At 64.7% G+C, this 15,531-nt stretch carries 11 protein-coding genes and 1 pseudogene; 7 read left to right on the top strand and 5 right to left on the bottom strand.

Annotated features, from left to right (window positions below; all coding sequences use genetic code 11):
- Positions 1 to 284: 284 nt before the first annotated feature.
- From paoA to paoC, 3 genes are read left to right on the top strand one after another with little or no spacing between them, the layout of a single operon-like run.
- The gene (gene paoA, locus ACP696_RS10695; RefSeq protein ID WP_426009950.1) at positions 285 to 917 is read left to right on the top strand and encodes an aldehyde dehydrogenase iron-sulfur subunit PaoA; all 633 of its coding nucleotides are present in this window, start codon (positions 285 to 287) and stop codon (positions 915 to 917) included.
- The gene (locus tag ACP696_RS10690) at positions 914 to 1,861 is read left to right on the top strand and encodes an FAD binding domain-containing protein (protein WP_426009952.1); all 948 of its coding nucleotides are present in this window, start codon (positions 914 to 916) and stop codon (positions 1,859 to 1,861) included. Before paoA ends, ACP696_RS10690 begins: the two co-directional genes overlap by 4 nt.
- 4 nt (positions 1,862 to 1,865) lie before the next feature.
- On the top strand, positions 1,866 to 4,058 hold the full coding sequence (gene paoC / locus ACP696_RS10685) for an aldehyde oxidoreductase molybdenum-binding subunit PaoC (protein WP_426009954.1): 2,193 nt from the start codon (positions 1,866 to 1,868) through the stop codon (positions 4,056 to 4,058).
- Here the strand turns inward: paoC and ACP696_RS10680 are convergent.
- The 4 genes from ACP696_RS10680 to ACP696_RS10665 all read right to left on the bottom strand — a co-directional run bounded on the left by ACP696_RS10680 (position 4,055) and on the right by ACP696_RS10665 (position 7,258).
- Entirely contained in the window at positions 4,055 to 4,780 is a 726-nt protein-coding gene (locus ACP696_RS10680) for a hypothetical protein (RefSeq protein WP_426009955.1), read from the bottom strand. The genes paoC and ACP696_RS10680 overlap by 4 nt on opposite strands.
- A 110-nt stretch (positions 4,781 to 4,890) precedes the next feature.
- Positions 4,891 to 5,553, bottom strand: coding sequence for a DUF1796 family putative cysteine peptidase (locus ACP696_RS10675; RefSeq protein WP_426043816.1), 663 nt, complete (start codon positions 5,551 to 5,553; stop codon positions 4,891 to 4,893).
- 60 nt (positions 5,554 to 5,613) lie between these two features.
- Positions 5,614 to 6,495, bottom strand: a complete 882-nt coding sequence (locus ACP696_RS10670; protein WP_426009959.1) for a class I SAM-dependent methyltransferase — start codon at positions 6,493 to 6,495, stop codon at positions 5,614 to 5,616.
- A gap of 7 nt (positions 6,496 to 6,502) precedes the next feature.
- Positions 6,503 to 7,258 (bottom strand): CatB-related O-acetyltransferase, encoded by a 756-nt coding sequence (locus tag ACP696_RS10665; RefSeq protein ID WP_426009961.1) that lies wholly within the window; start codon positions 7,256 to 7,258, stop codon positions 6,503 to 6,505.
- A 601-nt stretch (positions 7,259 to 7,859) separates the two neighbouring features.
- Here ACP696_RS10665 and ACP696_RS10660 point away from each other — a divergent pair.
- The 3 genes and pseudogenes from ACP696_RS10660 to ACP696_RS10650 form a co-directional block, all read left to right on the top strand.
- Positions 7,860 to 10,340 carry a M10 family metallopeptidase C-terminal domain-containing protein gene (locus tag ACP696_RS10660; RefSeq protein ID WP_426009962.1) on the top strand — a complete coding sequence of 827 codons (2,481 nt, stop codon included), beginning with the start codon at positions 7,860 to 7,862 and terminating at the stop codon, positions 10,338 to 10,340.
- A 376-nt stretch (positions 10,341 to 10,716) separates the two neighbouring features.
- Positions 10,717 to 10,944, top strand: a complete 228-nt coding sequence (locus ACP696_RS10655; protein WP_426009964.1) for a hypothetical protein — start codon at positions 10,717 to 10,719, stop codon at positions 10,942 to 10,944.
- 249 nt (positions 10,945 to 11,193) lie between these two features.
- Positions 11,194 to 11,963: pseudogene (locus ACP696_RS10650) on the top strand (IS5 family transposase); the annotation flags it as partial.
- Between the two features lie 322 nt (positions 11,964 to 12,285).
- Here ACP696_RS10650 and ACP696_RS10645 read toward each other — a convergent pair.
- Positions 12,286 to 13,713, bottom strand: coding sequence for a helix-turn-helix domain-containing protein (locus tag ACP696_RS10645; protein WP_426009966.1), 1,428 nt, complete (start codon positions 13,711 to 13,713; stop codon positions 12,286 to 12,288).
- A gap of 183 nt (positions 13,714 to 13,896) precedes the next feature.
- On the opposite strand from ACP696_RS10645, the gene ACP696_RS10640 reads away from it, so the two are divergent.
- A complete protein-coding gene (locus ACP696_RS10640) occupies positions 13,897 to 15,519 on the top strand; it encodes an isocitrate lyase (protein WP_426009968.1) in 1,623 nt (540 codons plus the stop codon).
- Positions 15,520 to 15,531: the final 12 nt, after the last annotated feature.

The raw sequence follows: 15,531 nt of genomic DNA, 5'->3' as shown, positions 1-15,531 counted from the left end.
CAATCAAAGACCCCGCCGCCGGATGATTGTCCGCCCGGCGCCGCCAAGGCTGGCAACCCGCGCCGCATTTCGCGGCGCTGGAGCATCGGCCGTGCGCGTTCAGGCAAGACACCGAGCGCCAGGGTCAAAATCTAGGCTCTTTGGCCGTTCAGACTGGGCGGGCTCAGGTATTTTCTGTTAGCCGCGCAGCACCGAAGCTTTCGCCGTGCGTTTCCCCCCAACCCGCGCCAATGATGCGGCAACGGAAGCTGCCGTCGGGTTGGCAAACAGGATCAGAGCGCCACATGCCTCCCATCGAAACGCCCTCCATTTCCCGCCGTTGCCTGGTGGCCGCGGGCGCGGCCTCGGCCGCGGCGACGGCGTCCCCCTTGGCCGCCACGGCGGCTTCGAACGCCGATGCTCCGGTGCTCGCCAAGGTCTCGTTCGAAATCAACGGCAAGCCCCAGACACTCGAGCTCGACACCCGCACCACCCTGCTTGACGCCCTGCGCGAGCACCTGAAGCTGACCGGCACCAAGAAGGGCTGTGACCACGGCCAGTGCGGGGCCTGTACGGTGATCGTGGAGGGGCGGCGGATCAATTCCTGCCTGAGCCTGGCGGTGATGCACGAGGGCGACCGCGTGACCACCATTGAGGGCCTGGGCGCGCCGGACAGGCTGCACCCGATGCAGGCCGCCTTCGTCAAGCACGACGGCTATCAGTGCGGCTACTGCACGCCGGGCCAGATCTGCTCGGCGGTCGCCGTGCTGGACGAGATCAAGGCCGGGATCCCCAGCCACGTCAGCGCCGACCTGACCGCCTCGCCTGAGGTGAGCGGAGAAGAGCTGCGAGAGCGGATGAGCGGCAACATCTGTCGCTGCGGCGCCTATTCCAACATCGTCGAGGCCATCACCGAAGTGGCGGGGAGGACGGCATGAAAGCCTTCACCTACGAGCGGGTCCGCTCCCCCGCCGAGGCCGCTGCGGCGGCTCGCAAGCCCGGCGCCAAGTTCATCGCCGGTGGCACCAATCTGCTCGACTTGATGAAGCTGCAGATCGAAACGCCTCGACATCTGATCGACGTCAACGGATTGGCGCTGGACAAGATCGACAAGACACCCGACGGCGGCCTCCGCATCGGAGCCCTGGTCCGCAATACCGATCTGGCGGCCGACAAGCGCGTGCGCCGCGACTACGCGGTGCTCAGCCGCGCCCTCCTGGCTGGCGCGTCCGGACAGCTGCGCAACAAGGCCACGACGGCGGGCAATCTGCTGCAGCGCACCCGCTGTCCCTATTTCTACGACACCAACATGCCATGCAACAAGCGCATGCCCGGCGCCGGCTGCTCGGCGATCGGCGGCTTCACCCGCTCGCACGCCGTGCTGGGGACCAGCGAGGCCTGCATCGCCACCCACCCCAGCGACATGGCCGTGGCCATGCGCGCCCTGGACGCCGAGGTGGAGACCGTCAAGCCGGACGGCGCCGTCCGCACGATCCCGATCGCCGACTTCCACCGCCTGCCAGGCGCCACGCCGCATCTGGAGACCGCGCTGGCGCCGGGCGAGCTGATCACGGCCGTGACCCTGCCCAAGCCGATCGGCGGCGTGCATATCTACCAAAAGGTCCGCGACCGGGCCTCCTACGCCTTCGCCCTGGTGTCGGTGGCCGCCATCGTTCAGCGCGACGGCTCGGGTCGCGTGGCGGTCGGCGGCGTCGCCCACAAGCCGTGGCGCGTCGAGGCGGCCGAAGCGCAGCTGCGGCGCGGCGCCAAGCCGACGGCCGACCTGCTGCTGTCGGGGGCCAAGACCACGCCGGACAACGCCTACAAGCTGACCCTGATCGAGCGCACGCTCGGCGCGGTGTTGGCGCAAGCAAGGGCCTGACGCCATGAAGTTCGACACGCCCGCCACCACCAATCCGATCGATCAGCTAAAGATCATCGGCAAGTCCACCGACCGCATCGATGGTCCGCACAAGACTAGCGGCCTGGCGACCTACGCCTATGAACACCACGACGTGGCCCCCAGCCCCGTCTATGGATTTGTGATCGGCGCGGCGATCGCCAAGGGCAGGATCACGTCGATGGACACGTCCAAAGCCCTGGCCGCGCCCGGCGTCCTGGCCATCGTCACGGCGGCCAATGCCGGCAAGCTCGGCAAGGGCAGATTCAACACCGCCAAACTCCTGGGCGGCCCCGAGATCGAACACTACCACCAGGCGATCGCCGTGGTCGTCGCCGAGACCTTCGAACAGGCGCGCGCCGCCGCCTCGCTCGTGAAGGTCGACTATGCCCGCGCCCAAGGCCGTTTCGACCTCGCCCAGGCCAAGCCCGGCGCGACCCGGCCCAAGGATAGCGCCGACGCCGTCGTCGGCGATTTCGCGACCGCCTTCGCCGCCGCGCCCGTGCAACTGGACGAGACCTACGTCACGCCCGACCAGAGCCATGCGATGATGGAGCCGCATGCCTCGATCGCCATCTGGAATGGTGACAAGCTGACCTTGTGGACGTCCAACCAGATGATCGCCTGGAGCGTGGGCGACGTGGCCCAGACGCTCGGCATCCCCAAGGCGAACGTCCGACTTGTGTCACCCTTCATCGGCGGCGGGTTTGGCGGCAAGCTCTTCGTGCGCGCCGACGCCATCCTGGCCGCGCTCGGGGCCCGCGCGGCCCGCCGGCCTGTGAAGCTGGCCCTGACTCGCCCCTTGATCTTCAACAACACCACCCATCGGCCCGCCACGATCCAGCGCATCCGCCTTGGCGCGACGAAGGAGGGCAAGCTCACGGCGATCGGCCACGGGACCTGGTCTGGCGATCTGGAGGGCGGCGGTCCCGAGGACGCCGTCCAGCAGACCCGCTTGCTCTATGCGGGGGCCAATCGCTTGATGACCACCCGTCTTGCGGTGCTGGATCTGCCCGAGGGCAACGCCATGCGCGCGCCAGGCGAGGCCCCTGGCCTGATGGCTCTGGAAGTGGCCATGGACGAACTGGCCGAGAAGCTGGGCATCGACCCCGTCGCGCTGCGCATCCTCAACGACACCCAGGTCGATCCGGAAAAGCCCGAGCGCCCCTTCTCCCAACGGCAGTTGATCCAGTGCCTGCGCACCGGGGCCGACCGGTTCGGCTGGGCGAAGCGCCGCGCGCCGGCCCAGACCCGCGACGGGCGTTGGTTGGTCGGCATGGGCGTCGCGGCCGCCTTCCGCAACAACCTGACCATGACCTCCGCCGCGCGTGTACGCCTGGACAAAGACGGCGTGGTGACGGTCGAGACCGATATGACCGACATCGGCACGGGCAGCTATACGATCATCGCCCAGACGGCCGCCGAGATGATGGGCGTGCCGCTCAGTCAGGTCTCGGTGAAGCTCGGCGACTCCTCTTTCCCGGTTTCGTCGGGCTCTGGCGGCCAATGGGGCGGCAACAGTTCGACCGCTGGCGTCTACGCCGCTTGCGTCAAGTTGCGCGAAGCCGTTGCGCAAAAGCTGGGTTTCGATCCGAGCCTGGCGAAATTCGCCGACAGCCAGGTCAGCGCCGGCGGACGCAGCCTCCCCCTGGCCCAGGCCGCAGGCGAGGCGGGGCTGACGGCTGAGGACAAAATGGAATATGGCGACCTGGCCAAGACCCACCAGCAATCGACGTTCGGCGCGCACTTCGTTGAGGTCGGGGTCGATGCGGCCACGGGCGAGATCCGCGTGCGGCGGATGCTGGCCGTCTGCGCGGCGGGGCGGATCCTGAACCCCAAGTCGGCTCGCAGTCAGGTGATTGGCGCCATGACCATGGGCGTTGGCGGCGCTCTGATGGAAGAGTTGGTCGTCGATAAACGGCTGGGCTTCTTCGTCAATCACGACCTGGCCGGCTACGAAGTGCCCGTGCATGCCGACATTCCGCACCAGGAGGTGATCTTCCTTGACGAAACAGACCCGATGTCCTCGCCGATGAAGGCCAAGGGCGTTGGAGAGCTGGGCATATGCGGGGTCGCCGCCGCGGTCGCCAATGCCGTCCACAACGCCACCGGCGTACGGGTGCGGCACTATCCGGTCACGCTCGACAAGCTTCTCGATCGGCTGCCGCAGGTCGCCTAGAGCCTTTCCCGACCTGACTGCGTCAGGCCGTGAGCTCTAATCTCATGTTTTGACGCAATTTTCTTCACGCGAACCGGAGCCAATTCGCTCGAAAAATGCTCTAGAACGCTGGACCAGGCGCAATCGTCGCCTTTCCACCAGTCTTCCCTGGCCAGCAAGGGGCGGGGATCAGGCAGGCCATAGGCTCGGAATTGGCCCGTGCTCTTCGCGCTGACGTGGGTCTTGTGATTGTAATAGACCATGACGACGCGGAATTTCAGGTCAGGGAACAGACCATCGAGAGCGGCTAGCAAATCCGCTACGTGATCTTGCGTCAGACGGAAGGGGTCGAACCGGTAGGGGTCCACCTCGATCGGCGACTCTACCCCGCCGAGTCGCACAAAGGTGACGTCCCCCTTCAGCGCCAGGAAACGCTTCATCCTCCGCCTCAGGCGCGCCGCGCACAGCGCTCGGCCTTCATCGGTGATGATCACCCGGCCAGCTTCGTCGCGGGGAAATTCGTGGTGCATGATCAGGCCAGACTCCCTGCCGCGCACTGAACTTCTGTCGTCCCACGCGATGGCGTCGAGCCCGTAATCGTCGTGAGGGTTGCGCAGCACGCGGATCAGGTCAGCCCAGGATGAGCCGAGGAGGTCGAAGAACCCAGGCGCCACCATGCCGGTCCGTTCAATCTGAGCATGGGGCTGGCAAACGCAGCCCAAGCTGACAAACTTCGTTTCCATATCTCCGAATCTACCTCTGATAATCGCCCCAACCAAGACGGCCCATGAGTTTACCGGCCAAGCTCAGGTCAGCTGCGGCGCAACCGGGGTCTGCTGCTCAGCGCGAAATTCTAAGCCGGTACCAGCGGCAGCGAGGACATAAGCCGCGCCCACTGGTTGTCGTCGCCTTCCCATGTCGCGAGATTGGCCTCGTCGGGCAAGGTCATCGGGTGCAGCGAAACGCGAGAATTGGCGCTGGGCTCGGCGCGGGTCAGGCCGTCGAAGAAAACGATCGCGACCCGATAGGCCAGGCCTGGAAAACGCTTGTCGAGCGCGTCGGTCAGGGCGTCGTAGTCGGCACTTAGAAGGTTGGATGAATCGGGCAGGTAGGGCGAGACCGTGGGTTGCGCCAGCTTGCCACCTTGGCGGATGAACACGACCTCGCCTTCGTCGGCGAGGGTTTTTTCGAGCGCCGCCATTCGGATCCTGAACTGTCGCTGGCAGACCGATTTCGAGCGATCGTCGATCAGCGGCACGCCAGCTGCGTCTCTCCGGAAGGCGTGGTGATAGATGACCCTGGTCTGGGCTCCGATCACCGTGGTGCCGTCGTAGGGGATCGCGTCAGGGCCTGGCTCGTAGTCGCCCCTCAATATGCCCACTAGGCCGTCAAAGCTGCCCGCCTGGTCATCGAATGGGCCGGGGATGTGGAGGTCGTGCTTGGCCAATTGGTGAGCGACCTGACACCAGACACCAAGGCTTACCGCCCGCACGGTCCTGGCGGACTCGCGCGGCATGAAGGTCCCGTCAGCCATCTTCGCACCATGGTCGTCGCTCGGTCGGATCAAGCTCTGACCCTACGCCTTCCGCATCCAGAGCGCCCCGCCATGGCGGCCCTCAGCCAACATGCCGGGGTGTTCTGGGAAGGGGGCTAGTCCGCACAGATCCTCGCGCCACGCCACATGCGCCGAGGGGAAGGCGACATGGTCTCCGGCTGCGCCGCCGAGGAGGTAGGCCGCCATCAGGTAGTGCTCGTTATACCCCCTTGGGGCCATGCGCTCGTCGTAGTCGAGGGGGAGCGGCATATCGTGCAGGCCATAGACCACACCAGAGGCCAGGGCGGGCAACACCTCAGTGAAGAAGACCGCCACGTCGGATCCCGCGCAGGCCATGTGGGAATTATCGACGAACAGCATATCGTCTCGACCTAGTCGGCCGAACACCTCCGGCGCCACGTCTTCCATGGGCTGGCGTATGACTTCATCGCAGAGGGCATCGATCTCGGCGCGTGGGTGGGGATCGATCGAGACGATTCGGGTTGAGAGCCCCAGGTCTTCGATCGCGCGTCGTACGAACTTGGTCGAGTTTCCGGAGCCAACCTCCACATAGAGCCGAGGCCGGTTCATAGACACCATGGCGTAGAGCGACAGGCCATCCAGGGGTGGGATGAAGCCGTTGCTCCAATAGGGCGACCGGGTGCACTTGGGCTGGTTGAAGGGGACGCGTGCCAGGGCTTCGGCGTTGGCCCGCATGGCGGCGAGCGCGCGCCGGGTGTTGCTATCGAACTTGTCGAAGATGGCCTCGAACCTGGCCGCCGCGCCGTTCGCTCGGAAGTCGCGCGGCCTGGATTTGACCGGGTAATCGGTCACAATGATGCGGCCGGCGGCCTTGAGCGCCAGATATTCGCCGAAGCCGTCGAGATCGACGACATCCGGGAACCGAAGCAGCCCCTCGCTCATCCAGGATCTACCTTAGACCGCTTTGCGGCACTGCGATGTAGGGCGGCTTGTCCACGCGGAACTCGATCCGTGCGACTCTATGTGGCAGCGGCGGCAAGGGCGAGAGAACCAGCCGGTCCAGAAACCCAGCCACGTCCGAATAGTCGCGATTGCCCGGCAGGTAGGAAAGATCCAATTCCCACCACTTGCTGGCCAACAGGCGTTCATAGGTTTCCGGGAGGCGGCGGCGGGTCATGCGCGCCGGCACGCCGCCGACAACGGCGTAGGCCTCGACGTCGTGCGTCACTACAGCGCCAGCCCCGATGACGGCCCCGTCTCCGACCGTCACGCCGCCCAATATGGTCGCGCGCGCTCCGATCCAGACGTCATTGCCGACCACCACGCGGTTGGGGCGGGCGTCCGTTTCGTCCGTGAAATCGACCGCGATGTCGCTATACTCAGGACGGCCGGTTAGGCCGCAGGAGGCGCCGTCCGCCTTGTAGGCAAAGGGGTGCGTCGAGAGCATATTTGTCGGATGGTTGCCCGGGTTGATCAAGACGTCCTGGCCGATCGAGCAATACCGGCCGATGACCGCATCTGCGATCGCGCCGCCGTTGCAATAGGTGAACGCGCCGGTCTCGCAGACCCCATGGAAGCGGGTGTCGCCGAGGTTACAGGGCAGTTCCGCCTTCAGCGATCCAAGAACGTTCGCGGCCCCGACGTAGGCCATGAAGCCGGCCTCCAGTAGCCCGTCGCCCTCGATGTGGGTTGTCCCGTCAACCATGCTCTCGAATCTACCTCAGATCGAAGCGAAGGCAACGAAGCCAGTGAGAGCGGGGCTAAATCACGCGCCATTGCCGATCAAGGTTGGCACGAATAGCGTCGAGCGAGACACTCCAAACAGAGCATAAATGGCATCCTGGGGCGCGAAAGCCTACGCCACGCGAGGTTCGCTCTCCGTTGCACCTAGCGCACCCGCCGAACCGGCAACGCGCCCCAGCCAGGACGCACGATTGGGACGCACGATAGCCCGTTTTCTTCTCTGCTACATGAGACAGGGCAGATCATTACGCGCGGCCTGGCCTGAGAGGTCAGGATATGCCGTGCACGCCCTTAGTCATGAGGCATCCGGCAGCCAATAACAGGCGGCCCGAGGTGATTTATCTATATATCAGAGCGTTCACCTTGCTTGACGCCGCCGTCTGAGACGCGCCATCTTGTCGATCGAAAGAGGGGGATATCTTGATGGCTTGGCTAGAAATTCAAGCCGCTGATCCAACATGCCGCGACCGCTTCACCGCGCGGCGCTCTTCCTAGAAGCACGAATCCCAGTATCCGAGCAGCTCACCGACCCATCGGGCCTCCTGTCCAGTCAAGGCAGTATCATGTCGTCGATTTACATAACCACCGGCGCTCCGGATCTCGGCAACCCGTTCCTCAACGCGCTGCTCGGGCCCACCGTTTATGATCTTGGGAATATTTCCGGCTCTATAACCTACGTCCTACAAGGGAAAGCCGGCTCAAGTGGTTATGATGGTTACGGCGGTACGCTCTGGTCAGCAAACGGCGCGGCCACTGCTTTTATCAATGCTGTCAGAACTTGGACGGCGGTAAGCAACATCTCCATCGCCGCCTATCCGTTTTACTATAACGGGTCGGGTGGAACCGGCGCAAATTGGGTCGAGAAAATCGACTTTTTGGGCAGTGAAAGCACTGAACTCGGTCATCACCAGCTGCCTTACAGAAACGCCACGTTCGCGATGCAACTCGAGGGCGGGTTCAACAACCAGAGCGCGGTGTTCACGCGCGAAAACAATGCGCTAGGCGGCTACAGCTTCACCACCTTCGTGCATGAGATCGGCCACGCCCTGGGCCTCGACCACCCTCACGACGGCGCCAGTTTTCCAGGGGTCACGTCCGAGAGCTCGCTCGGCAGCTTTGGTTTGAACCAAAGCATTTTCACCGTGATGAGCTACAATGACGGCTACCTGACCAAGGGATATTCGCCGTCCTACGCTTACGGCTGGATGTCCACGCCGGGCGCTTTCGACATCGCAGCGATCCAGGCGCTGTATGGCGCCAAGACGTCCGCCCACGCCGGTGACGACGTCTATCGCATCCCCCTACTCAACCAGGCCGGCACATCCTATTCCTGTCTGTGGGACGCCGGGGGCGTCGATACGCTGTCCGCCGAAGGCGCGAGCATCGCCTGCACGATCGACCTTCGCGAGGCGAGCCTGCTTAACGAGGTGGGCGGCGGCGGCTTGCTGTCCAGCGGGTCGGGAATCTATGGCGGTTTCACGATCGCCCATGATGCAAAGATCGAAAACGCCATAGGCGGCGAGGCCGACGACATCGTTACCGGAAACGGCCTTGCCAACAAGATCTTGGGCGGAGGCGGAAACGATAAGCTCTCAGGCGAACTCGGCGACGACCAGCTCTATGGCGGGGCTGGTGCGGACATCATCGACGGCGGCGATGGGAATGACTTTCTGGAAGGCGGCGCGGGCGCCGACTATCTGGATGGCGGCGCGGGCGAGGACACGGCCAGCTACGCTGCGGCGTCGGCGGCGGTGACGCTCGACTTTACGACCAATCAGCACACTGGAGACGCGCAGGGCGACACCTTCTTCCTGGTGGAACGGTTTACTCTGAGCGCGTTCGCTGACCAGTACGTCGGCAACCAGGCTGTCGATATCGTCTTTGGCGGCGCGGGCGATGACCGCCTGGAAGGCGGTGGCGGCTCGGACTGGCTTGATGGCGGCGCTGGCTTGGACGTTCTTGTCGGGGGGGGCAACGACGACGTCTATGTGCTGGACAGCGCGCAGGATGCGATCGTGGAACTGAAGAGCCAGGGCGTCGACACGGCCTTGGTCAGGTTCAATTACCAGCTGCACGTCAATGTCGAGATCGCCAAAGCGGACGCCGGGTTCGACGTCAATCTGTTTGGCCGCGACGATCAGAGCGACAAGCTGGTGGGCAACGAGCGGGCCAACTACCTGGGCGGCCTGGCCGGTGACGACGACCTGTTCGGCGACGCTGGCGCGGATTCTCTCGACGGCGGGAGCGGTAACGACTGGCTCAACGGCGGCGACGGAGACGATGTCGTCTACGGGGGAACCGGCGACGACGGCTTGGCCGGCGGGGCGGGCAAGGATTGGCTGGACGGCGCATCTGGCGCCGACAACATGTATGGCGGTCTGGACGATGATATCTACTTGGTCGACAACGTCTCCGACCAGGCGATCGAGGAGGTCAACGCGGGAACCGACACGGTGATCTCGACAATCGACTTCCAACTGCACGGCAATGTTGAGATTCTGCGCCTGGCCGGCGCGGCGTCGAATGGCTTCGGGTCGGACTATGACGAGAAGCTGTACGGCAATGCCAGCGCCAACTATCTGGGCGGTCTGGGAGGCCGGGACTTCATCTATGCAGGAGGCGGCAACGACGCGGTGGACGGCGGAGCCGGCGACGACTGGCTTGATGGCGAGACCGGTGACGACACCCTGGCCGGCAACACGGGGGCCGATGGCCTGCAGGGCGGCGCCGGCAATGACTGGATGGACGGCGGCGCCGGGTTCGACGTGCTGTACGGCGGAAAGGGCGACGATGTCCTGATCGGCGGCGCCGATCACGACCAGTTCGTGTTCGCACCCGGGGACGGCGCCGATCGCATCCTGGATTTCGTGGCGGGGGGCGCCGAAGACGCCATCAATCTGCAGGCCTATGTGACGGCCTCAATCGGCTGGAGCATCGCCCAGGTCGGCGCCGACACCGCCATAACCCTGAACAACGGCGACAGCATCACTCTGTATGGCGTGCATGCCACTGACCTTGTTTCGCAAGGTGGGTGGATCTTCTAGAGCATTTTTCGAGCGAAGTGGTTCCGGTTCGCGTGAAGAAAAATGCGTCAAAACAAACGATTAGAGCTCACGGCCTGACGCAGTCAGGTCGGGAAATGCTCTAGCCCGATCCGAGAGGCCGCGACCCGCCACCCCGGCCGCGACTCGTTGACGGAGCGGCCGCTCCGATTTTTGGCAGCAGTACGCGAACGCGCGAGCGCGAGGCCTTGGCTGGACGAGCCTGCCTGTTGATCCGCGAGTTTTTTAGACGAATTTCGGGGTTTCCGGACGAGTACGTGCGCGCGTGGTAAGGGCGAAGCTCCCATAATCGCCATGCATCGGGCGCTGCGCGCCGTGCGCGAGACGCCGCGCAGCATCCTAGGTCGATCGGTCCAGCATGAGCCTCTTTGCCGGCATCGCCCGGGTGGATGAGTTTGTGACCACCGCGATGGTTCATCCTGAGATCGCGCGAGAGTTGCTGAAAAAGGCTCCGCCTTCACCGCACCCGGCGGCGACGCGGAAGCTCATCTTCGCGCTTCATCGCATGGCTGGTGTTGGAGCGGCGGCCGGAGCCACGAATGATCGGGGAGTTGATGATCCGATGTCGCGACGCAACGATGAATGAGGCAGGCAGACGAGGCAGCCGCCTATAGCCAGTCTCCCAACCCGTCCAATGCCTCTTCGCGCTCCTCGTCGGTCAACACGTCCGAACCCTCAATTTGGTCGACGATGCGACGTAGCAGCTCCACTAAGAGGCTGACCCGAAATGAAGTTGTTTGATTTCAGGCCCTTGTGATTCTGTTGGAGATGCGAGCCATCAACGGAAAACGACATGTGGACCGAAACCACCCGGAGCAAGCGCGCTTGAAAGGGCCTGCGGTATTCAAGCGATCTAACGGACCAGGAATGGGCGGTTCTGGAGCCGCTGATCCCGGCGCGGTCTCGCCTGGGTCGTCCGGCGAAATGGTTGTTGCGGACGATCACCAACGCGCTGCTCTATGTTTTGCGCGGCGGTCTGCCGTGGCGGATGCTGCCGGGGGACTTCCCGCCGGTGACGACGGTTCAGCGCTATTTCTACGCCTGGCGCGACAAGGGGCTCTGGCAGACCCTCAATCATCTGTTGCTGATGGATTGCCGCGAGACGGTGGGACGCCAGGCCTCGCCCAGCGCCGGGGTGGTCGACAGCCAGAGCGTCAAGACCACCGAAAGCGGCGGGCCTGTTGGGGGAGCCTGTCCTCGGCCAGCCGGAGGCTGGACCGGGGGGACGCGGGCAAGAAGATCAAGGGCCGCAAGCGTCACATCCTCACCGACACCGGCGGCTTGCTCGTCACGGCCCTGGTCCACACAGCCGATATCCGGGACCGTGACGGCGCGCCTGACGTCCTGACCTCGATCCGCGCCAGCTTCCCCTGGCTGCGCCACGTCTTCGCCGACGGCGGCTAGGCTGGCGACAAGCTGCGACACGCCATGGTCGGACGCGGCGACTGGGAGATCGAGATCATCAAGCGATCCGACACCGCCAAACGCACCTTCGTGCTGCTGCCCCGCCGCTGGGTCGTGGAGCGCACCTTCGCCTGGCTCGGCCGAAACCGACGCCTGGCCAAGGACTTCGAGGCCACTCTCGAAAGCTCAACCGCATGGCTCTTCTACGACCAAAACTCGCCGCTTCCCGCTTCCCGCTTCCCGCTTCCCGCCTCCTACGGCGGCGGCGGGTTTGCGCCCCTGAACAAGGGACGCACTGTCGGGATCGAGCTGAACTCTAAATATTGACGACGCAATGCGGCGAGGCCCAGCGCCTCGCCGCGATTGAAGCCGCAAGGATTGGAGGCGTGAAGCAGACTGTCATCCCGGCGGCGTAACTTGGCCCGCGATAGCAGCAGAACCGGTACGTTGCAGCGGTGCTTGAGCGGAGCAAAAATCGAGGCAAATCGCCCTGCGCCCGACAGAGACCTGACCCAGTCAGCCGCTAAAACGCTGCAAATGGGAATGGCGAGACAGCCTTGCTGTTTTCCTCGACCAACAGCGTGCGATTGATCGGCGCCGCCGCCCGCTGCGGGCAGGCCGGGCGCTCGCAGATCCGGCAGGATGGGCCGATCTCGACAGCCAGGGGCGCGGTAATGTCCAGCCCCCGGGCATAGACCAGCTTGCCGGCGTATTTCAGCTCGCAACCCAGGCCAATGACCAGCTCGTCCTCCAGCCCCGCCTGCAGGCCCGACACTCGCCGCACCGTGCGCGACAGGGTGAAATAGCGCTCGCGGTCGGGGGTCTCGATCACCTGGGTGATGATGCGGCCCGGAGTCTTGAAGCTGTCGTGGACGTTCCAGCGCGGGCAGGCTCCGCCGAACCGCGAGAACGGAAACGGCCCGGCCGCGAACCGCTTGGAGATGTTACCCGCCGCGTCCAGCCGCATCATGAAGAACGGCACGCCGCGTGAGCCGGGGCGGCTGAGCGTCGTCAGCCGCTGGGCCGCCTGCTCGTAACTGATCCCGAACCGTGAGCGGACCCGTTCGATGTCATAGCCGCTAGCCTCCATGGCCGCCAGGAAAGGCTCGTAAGAGGTCATGATCGCGGCGGCCAGGTAGTTGTCGAGGAACACCTTCAGCAGTTGGCGCGTGGCACGGTCGGGGGCCTGGAAGCGGTCGGTCAAGGTCGTCAGCGTTTCGCCGGCCTCCATCAGACCCAGCTGGTAGCAAACCGCGAAGATGCGGCTGGCCGGGGCCAGGGTCTCCGACACCATCAGCCGCTTGCGGTGATGGTCGTAGCGTCGCAGCGAGCCGGCCATGGTCTCGACCGGCATCACCCGGGTCTGGACGCCGAACTGTTCCAGCAGCCGGGCGCGGACGGCGGGACCCAGGTCCTGCGGGTCGGCCTTCATGGCCGCGACGATCCGCTCGGCCACGGTCTCCAGCTCGGCAAAATGGTTGCGCTGAGCGCTGACCAGGTCGCGGACCCAGTCCGTGGGCGAGGTTGTCGAGGCCGCCGCCGTGCCGTCCGGACGCTCGAAGGCGCCAAGGTCTATCAGGCGACCCCGATCCAAATAGGCGCGGTAGAGCCGGGTCATGGCCTCGGCGAAGGCCGGCGACAGCTCGGCGACCTCGGCCGACTCGTGGCGATTGACGCCCAGGTCGGCGAACATCTTGTCGGCCAGCACCTCCTCCAAACTGGCCCCGCCGCCCGGATCGTCGGCCGACAGGCTGCGCAGGTCCAGGTCGTAGGCGTCGGCCAGGCGCAGCAGGATCTGGGCGGTGACCGGACGCTGGTTGCGCTCCAGCAGGTTGAAATAACTGGGCGAGACGCCGAGGTCCTCCGCCATCCGGCTCTGGGTCACGCCGAGATCGCGCCGCAGCCGCTTCAGCCGGCCGCCCAGGAAGAGCTTCTTGTCATTCGTCGACATATGGTCAAGTTGTCATAGATTGACAGATTTACAAAGTCTTGATGTGACAAATCGCCTTCATTAGGTTCGACGGCTTTCGCCGGGCGGCGTTAGCTCACGGTCACGAACGCTTCCTTGTCGACCCGCCCTCCCGCACCTCCTGCGGCCAAGCCGGATCGGCGCCTGATGTGGGACAAACGACCGATGACGACGCTGCGCAAGACCTACGCCCAACACCGCCAGGAGCTGCTGGGCCGCTATCCCGACGGCCTCGCGCCGGCCGGCATCGCCGTGGACGACATTATCCAGCTGAAGCTGCAGAACACTTTCTCGACCCACCTGGACATCGCCCGCGAAATGGCCGGCGTCATGCGTGCCGACATGGCCGCCTACGACGCCGACAGCGCCCAGTTCACCCAATCGCTGGGCTGCTGGTCGGGCTTCCACGCCCAGCAGATGATCAAGTCGGTCAAGCGCCTGCGCGGCACGACCAAGGGCGCCTACGTCTATCTCTCGGGTTGGATGGTCGCCGGCCTGCGCAACCGCTTCGGCCACCTGCCCGATCAGTCGATGCACGACAAGACCTCGGTCGTTGATCTGATCGAGGAGATCTACGTCTCGCTGCGCCAGGCCGATGAGGTCGCGATCAACGACCTGTTCAAGGCCCTGAAGACCGCCCGCGACGTCGGCGACCAGGTCGCCGAGAAAACCGCAATCGCCGCCATCGACACCTTCGAGACTCACGTCGTGCCGATCATCGCCGACATCGACGCGGGCTTCGGTAACGAGAACGCCACCTACATTTTGGCCAAGGAAATGATCAAGGCCGGCGCCTGCTGCCTGCAGATCGAGAACCAGGTCTCCGACGCCAAGCAGTGCGGCCACCAGGACGGCAAGGTCACGGTGCCGCGTGAGGACTTCATCGAGAAGCTGCGCGCTTGTCGCCTGGCCTTCGAGGAACTGGGCGTCGACGAGGGCGTCATCGTCGCCCGCACCGACAGCCTGGGCGCCGGCCTGACCCAGAAGATCCCGGTCAGCCAGGCGCCGGGCGACCTGGCCTCTGACTACATCAAGTGGCTGAAGACCGAGGCGATCACCGTCGATAGCCCGATCCTGCCGGGCGAATTGGCGATCTATCTCGACGGTCGGTTCGAAAAGCCGGTGCGCATGCCCAACGGTCTGTTCGCCTTCCAGGAAGGCACCGGCCGGGCCCGCGTCATCGAGGACTGCATCGCATCCTTGACTCAGGGCGGCGCCGACCTGCTGTGGATCGAGACCGACACCCCCAATGTCGACGAGATCGCCTCGATGGTCAGCGAGATCCGCAAGGTCGTCCCGAACGCCAAGCTGACCTACAACAACTCGCCGTCGTTCAACTGGACCCTGAACCTGCGCCGCCAGGTTCGTGATCAATGGATCGCCGAGGGAAAGATCCACAAGGACTCCTATCCCGAGGGTAACACCCTGATGTCGGCCGAGTTCGACGCCAGCGACCTGGGCCAGGAAACCGACGCCCGTCTCGCCGCCTTCCAGGCCGACATCGCGGCTCGCGCCGGGGTGTTCCACAACCTGATCACCCTGCCCACCTTCCACCTGACGGCCAAGAGCATGGACGAGTTGTCGCGCGGCTATTTCGGTCCCGACCGGATGAAGGCCTACGTCAACACCGTCCAGCGCGAGGAAATCCGTCGCGGCGTCTCGGCCGTGAAGCACCAGCACGAGGTCGGCTCGGATCTGGGTGACACCTTCAAGGAGATGGTCGCCGGTGAGCGCGCCCTGAAGGCCGGCGGCCACGCCAACACCATGAACCAGTTCGCCGCCGAATAGTCGGCGAACGGC

The sequence above is a fragment of the Caulobacter sp. DWR3-1-2 genome (assembly GCF_049896225.1).
Lineage (GTDB): Bacteria > Pseudomonadota > Alphaproteobacteria > Caulobacterales > Caulobacteraceae > Caulobacter.
Note: the sequence above shows the minus strand (reverse complement) of the source record. Positions and strands in the feature narration are given on the sequence as shown.

Bases quoted from the DNA above. Each gene is read 5' to 3' on its own strand.
- paoA (WP_426009950.1), top strand. From the start codon at position 285: ATGCCTCCCATCGAAACGCCCTCCATTTCCCGCCGTTGCCTGGTGGCC.
- ACP696_RS10690 (WP_426009952.1), top strand. From the start codon at position 914: ATGAAAGCCTTCACCTACGAGCGGGTCCGCTCCCCCGCCGAGGCCGCT.
- paoC (WP_426009954.1), top strand. From the start codon at position 1,866: ATGAAGTTCGACACGCCCGCCACCACCAATCCGATCGATCAGCTAAAG.
- ACP696_RS10680 (WP_426009955.1), bottom strand. From the start codon at position 4,780: ATGGAAACGAAGTTTGTCAGCTTGGGCTGCGTTTGCCAGCCCCATGCT.
- ACP696_RS10675 (WP_426043816.1), bottom strand. From the start codon at position 5,553: ATGCCGCGCGAGTCCGCCAGGACCGTGCGGGCGGTAAGCCTTGGTGTC.
- ACP696_RS10670 (WP_426009959.1), bottom strand. From the start codon at position 6,495: ATGAGCGAGGGGCTGCTTCGGTTCCCGGATGTCGTCGATCTCGACGGC.
- ACP696_RS10665 (WP_426009961.1), bottom strand. From the start codon at position 7,258: ATGGTTGACGGGACAACCCACATCGAGGGCGACGGGCTACTGGAGGCC.
- ACP696_RS10660 (WP_426009962.1), top strand. From the start codon at position 7,860: ATGTCGTCGATTTACATAACCACCGGCGCTCCGGATCTCGGCAACCCG.
- ACP696_RS10655 (WP_426009964.1), top strand. From the start codon at position 10,717: ATGAGCCTCTTTGCCGGCATCGCCCGGGTGGATGAGTTTGTGACCACC.
- ACP696_RS10645 (WP_426009966.1), bottom strand. From the start codon at position 13,713: ATGTCGACGAATGACAAGAAGCTCTTCCTGGGCGGCCGGCTGAAGCGG.
- ACP696_RS10640 (WP_426009968.1), top strand. From the start codon at position 13,897: ATGACGACGCTGCGCAAGACCTACGCCCAACACCGCCAGGAGCTGCTG.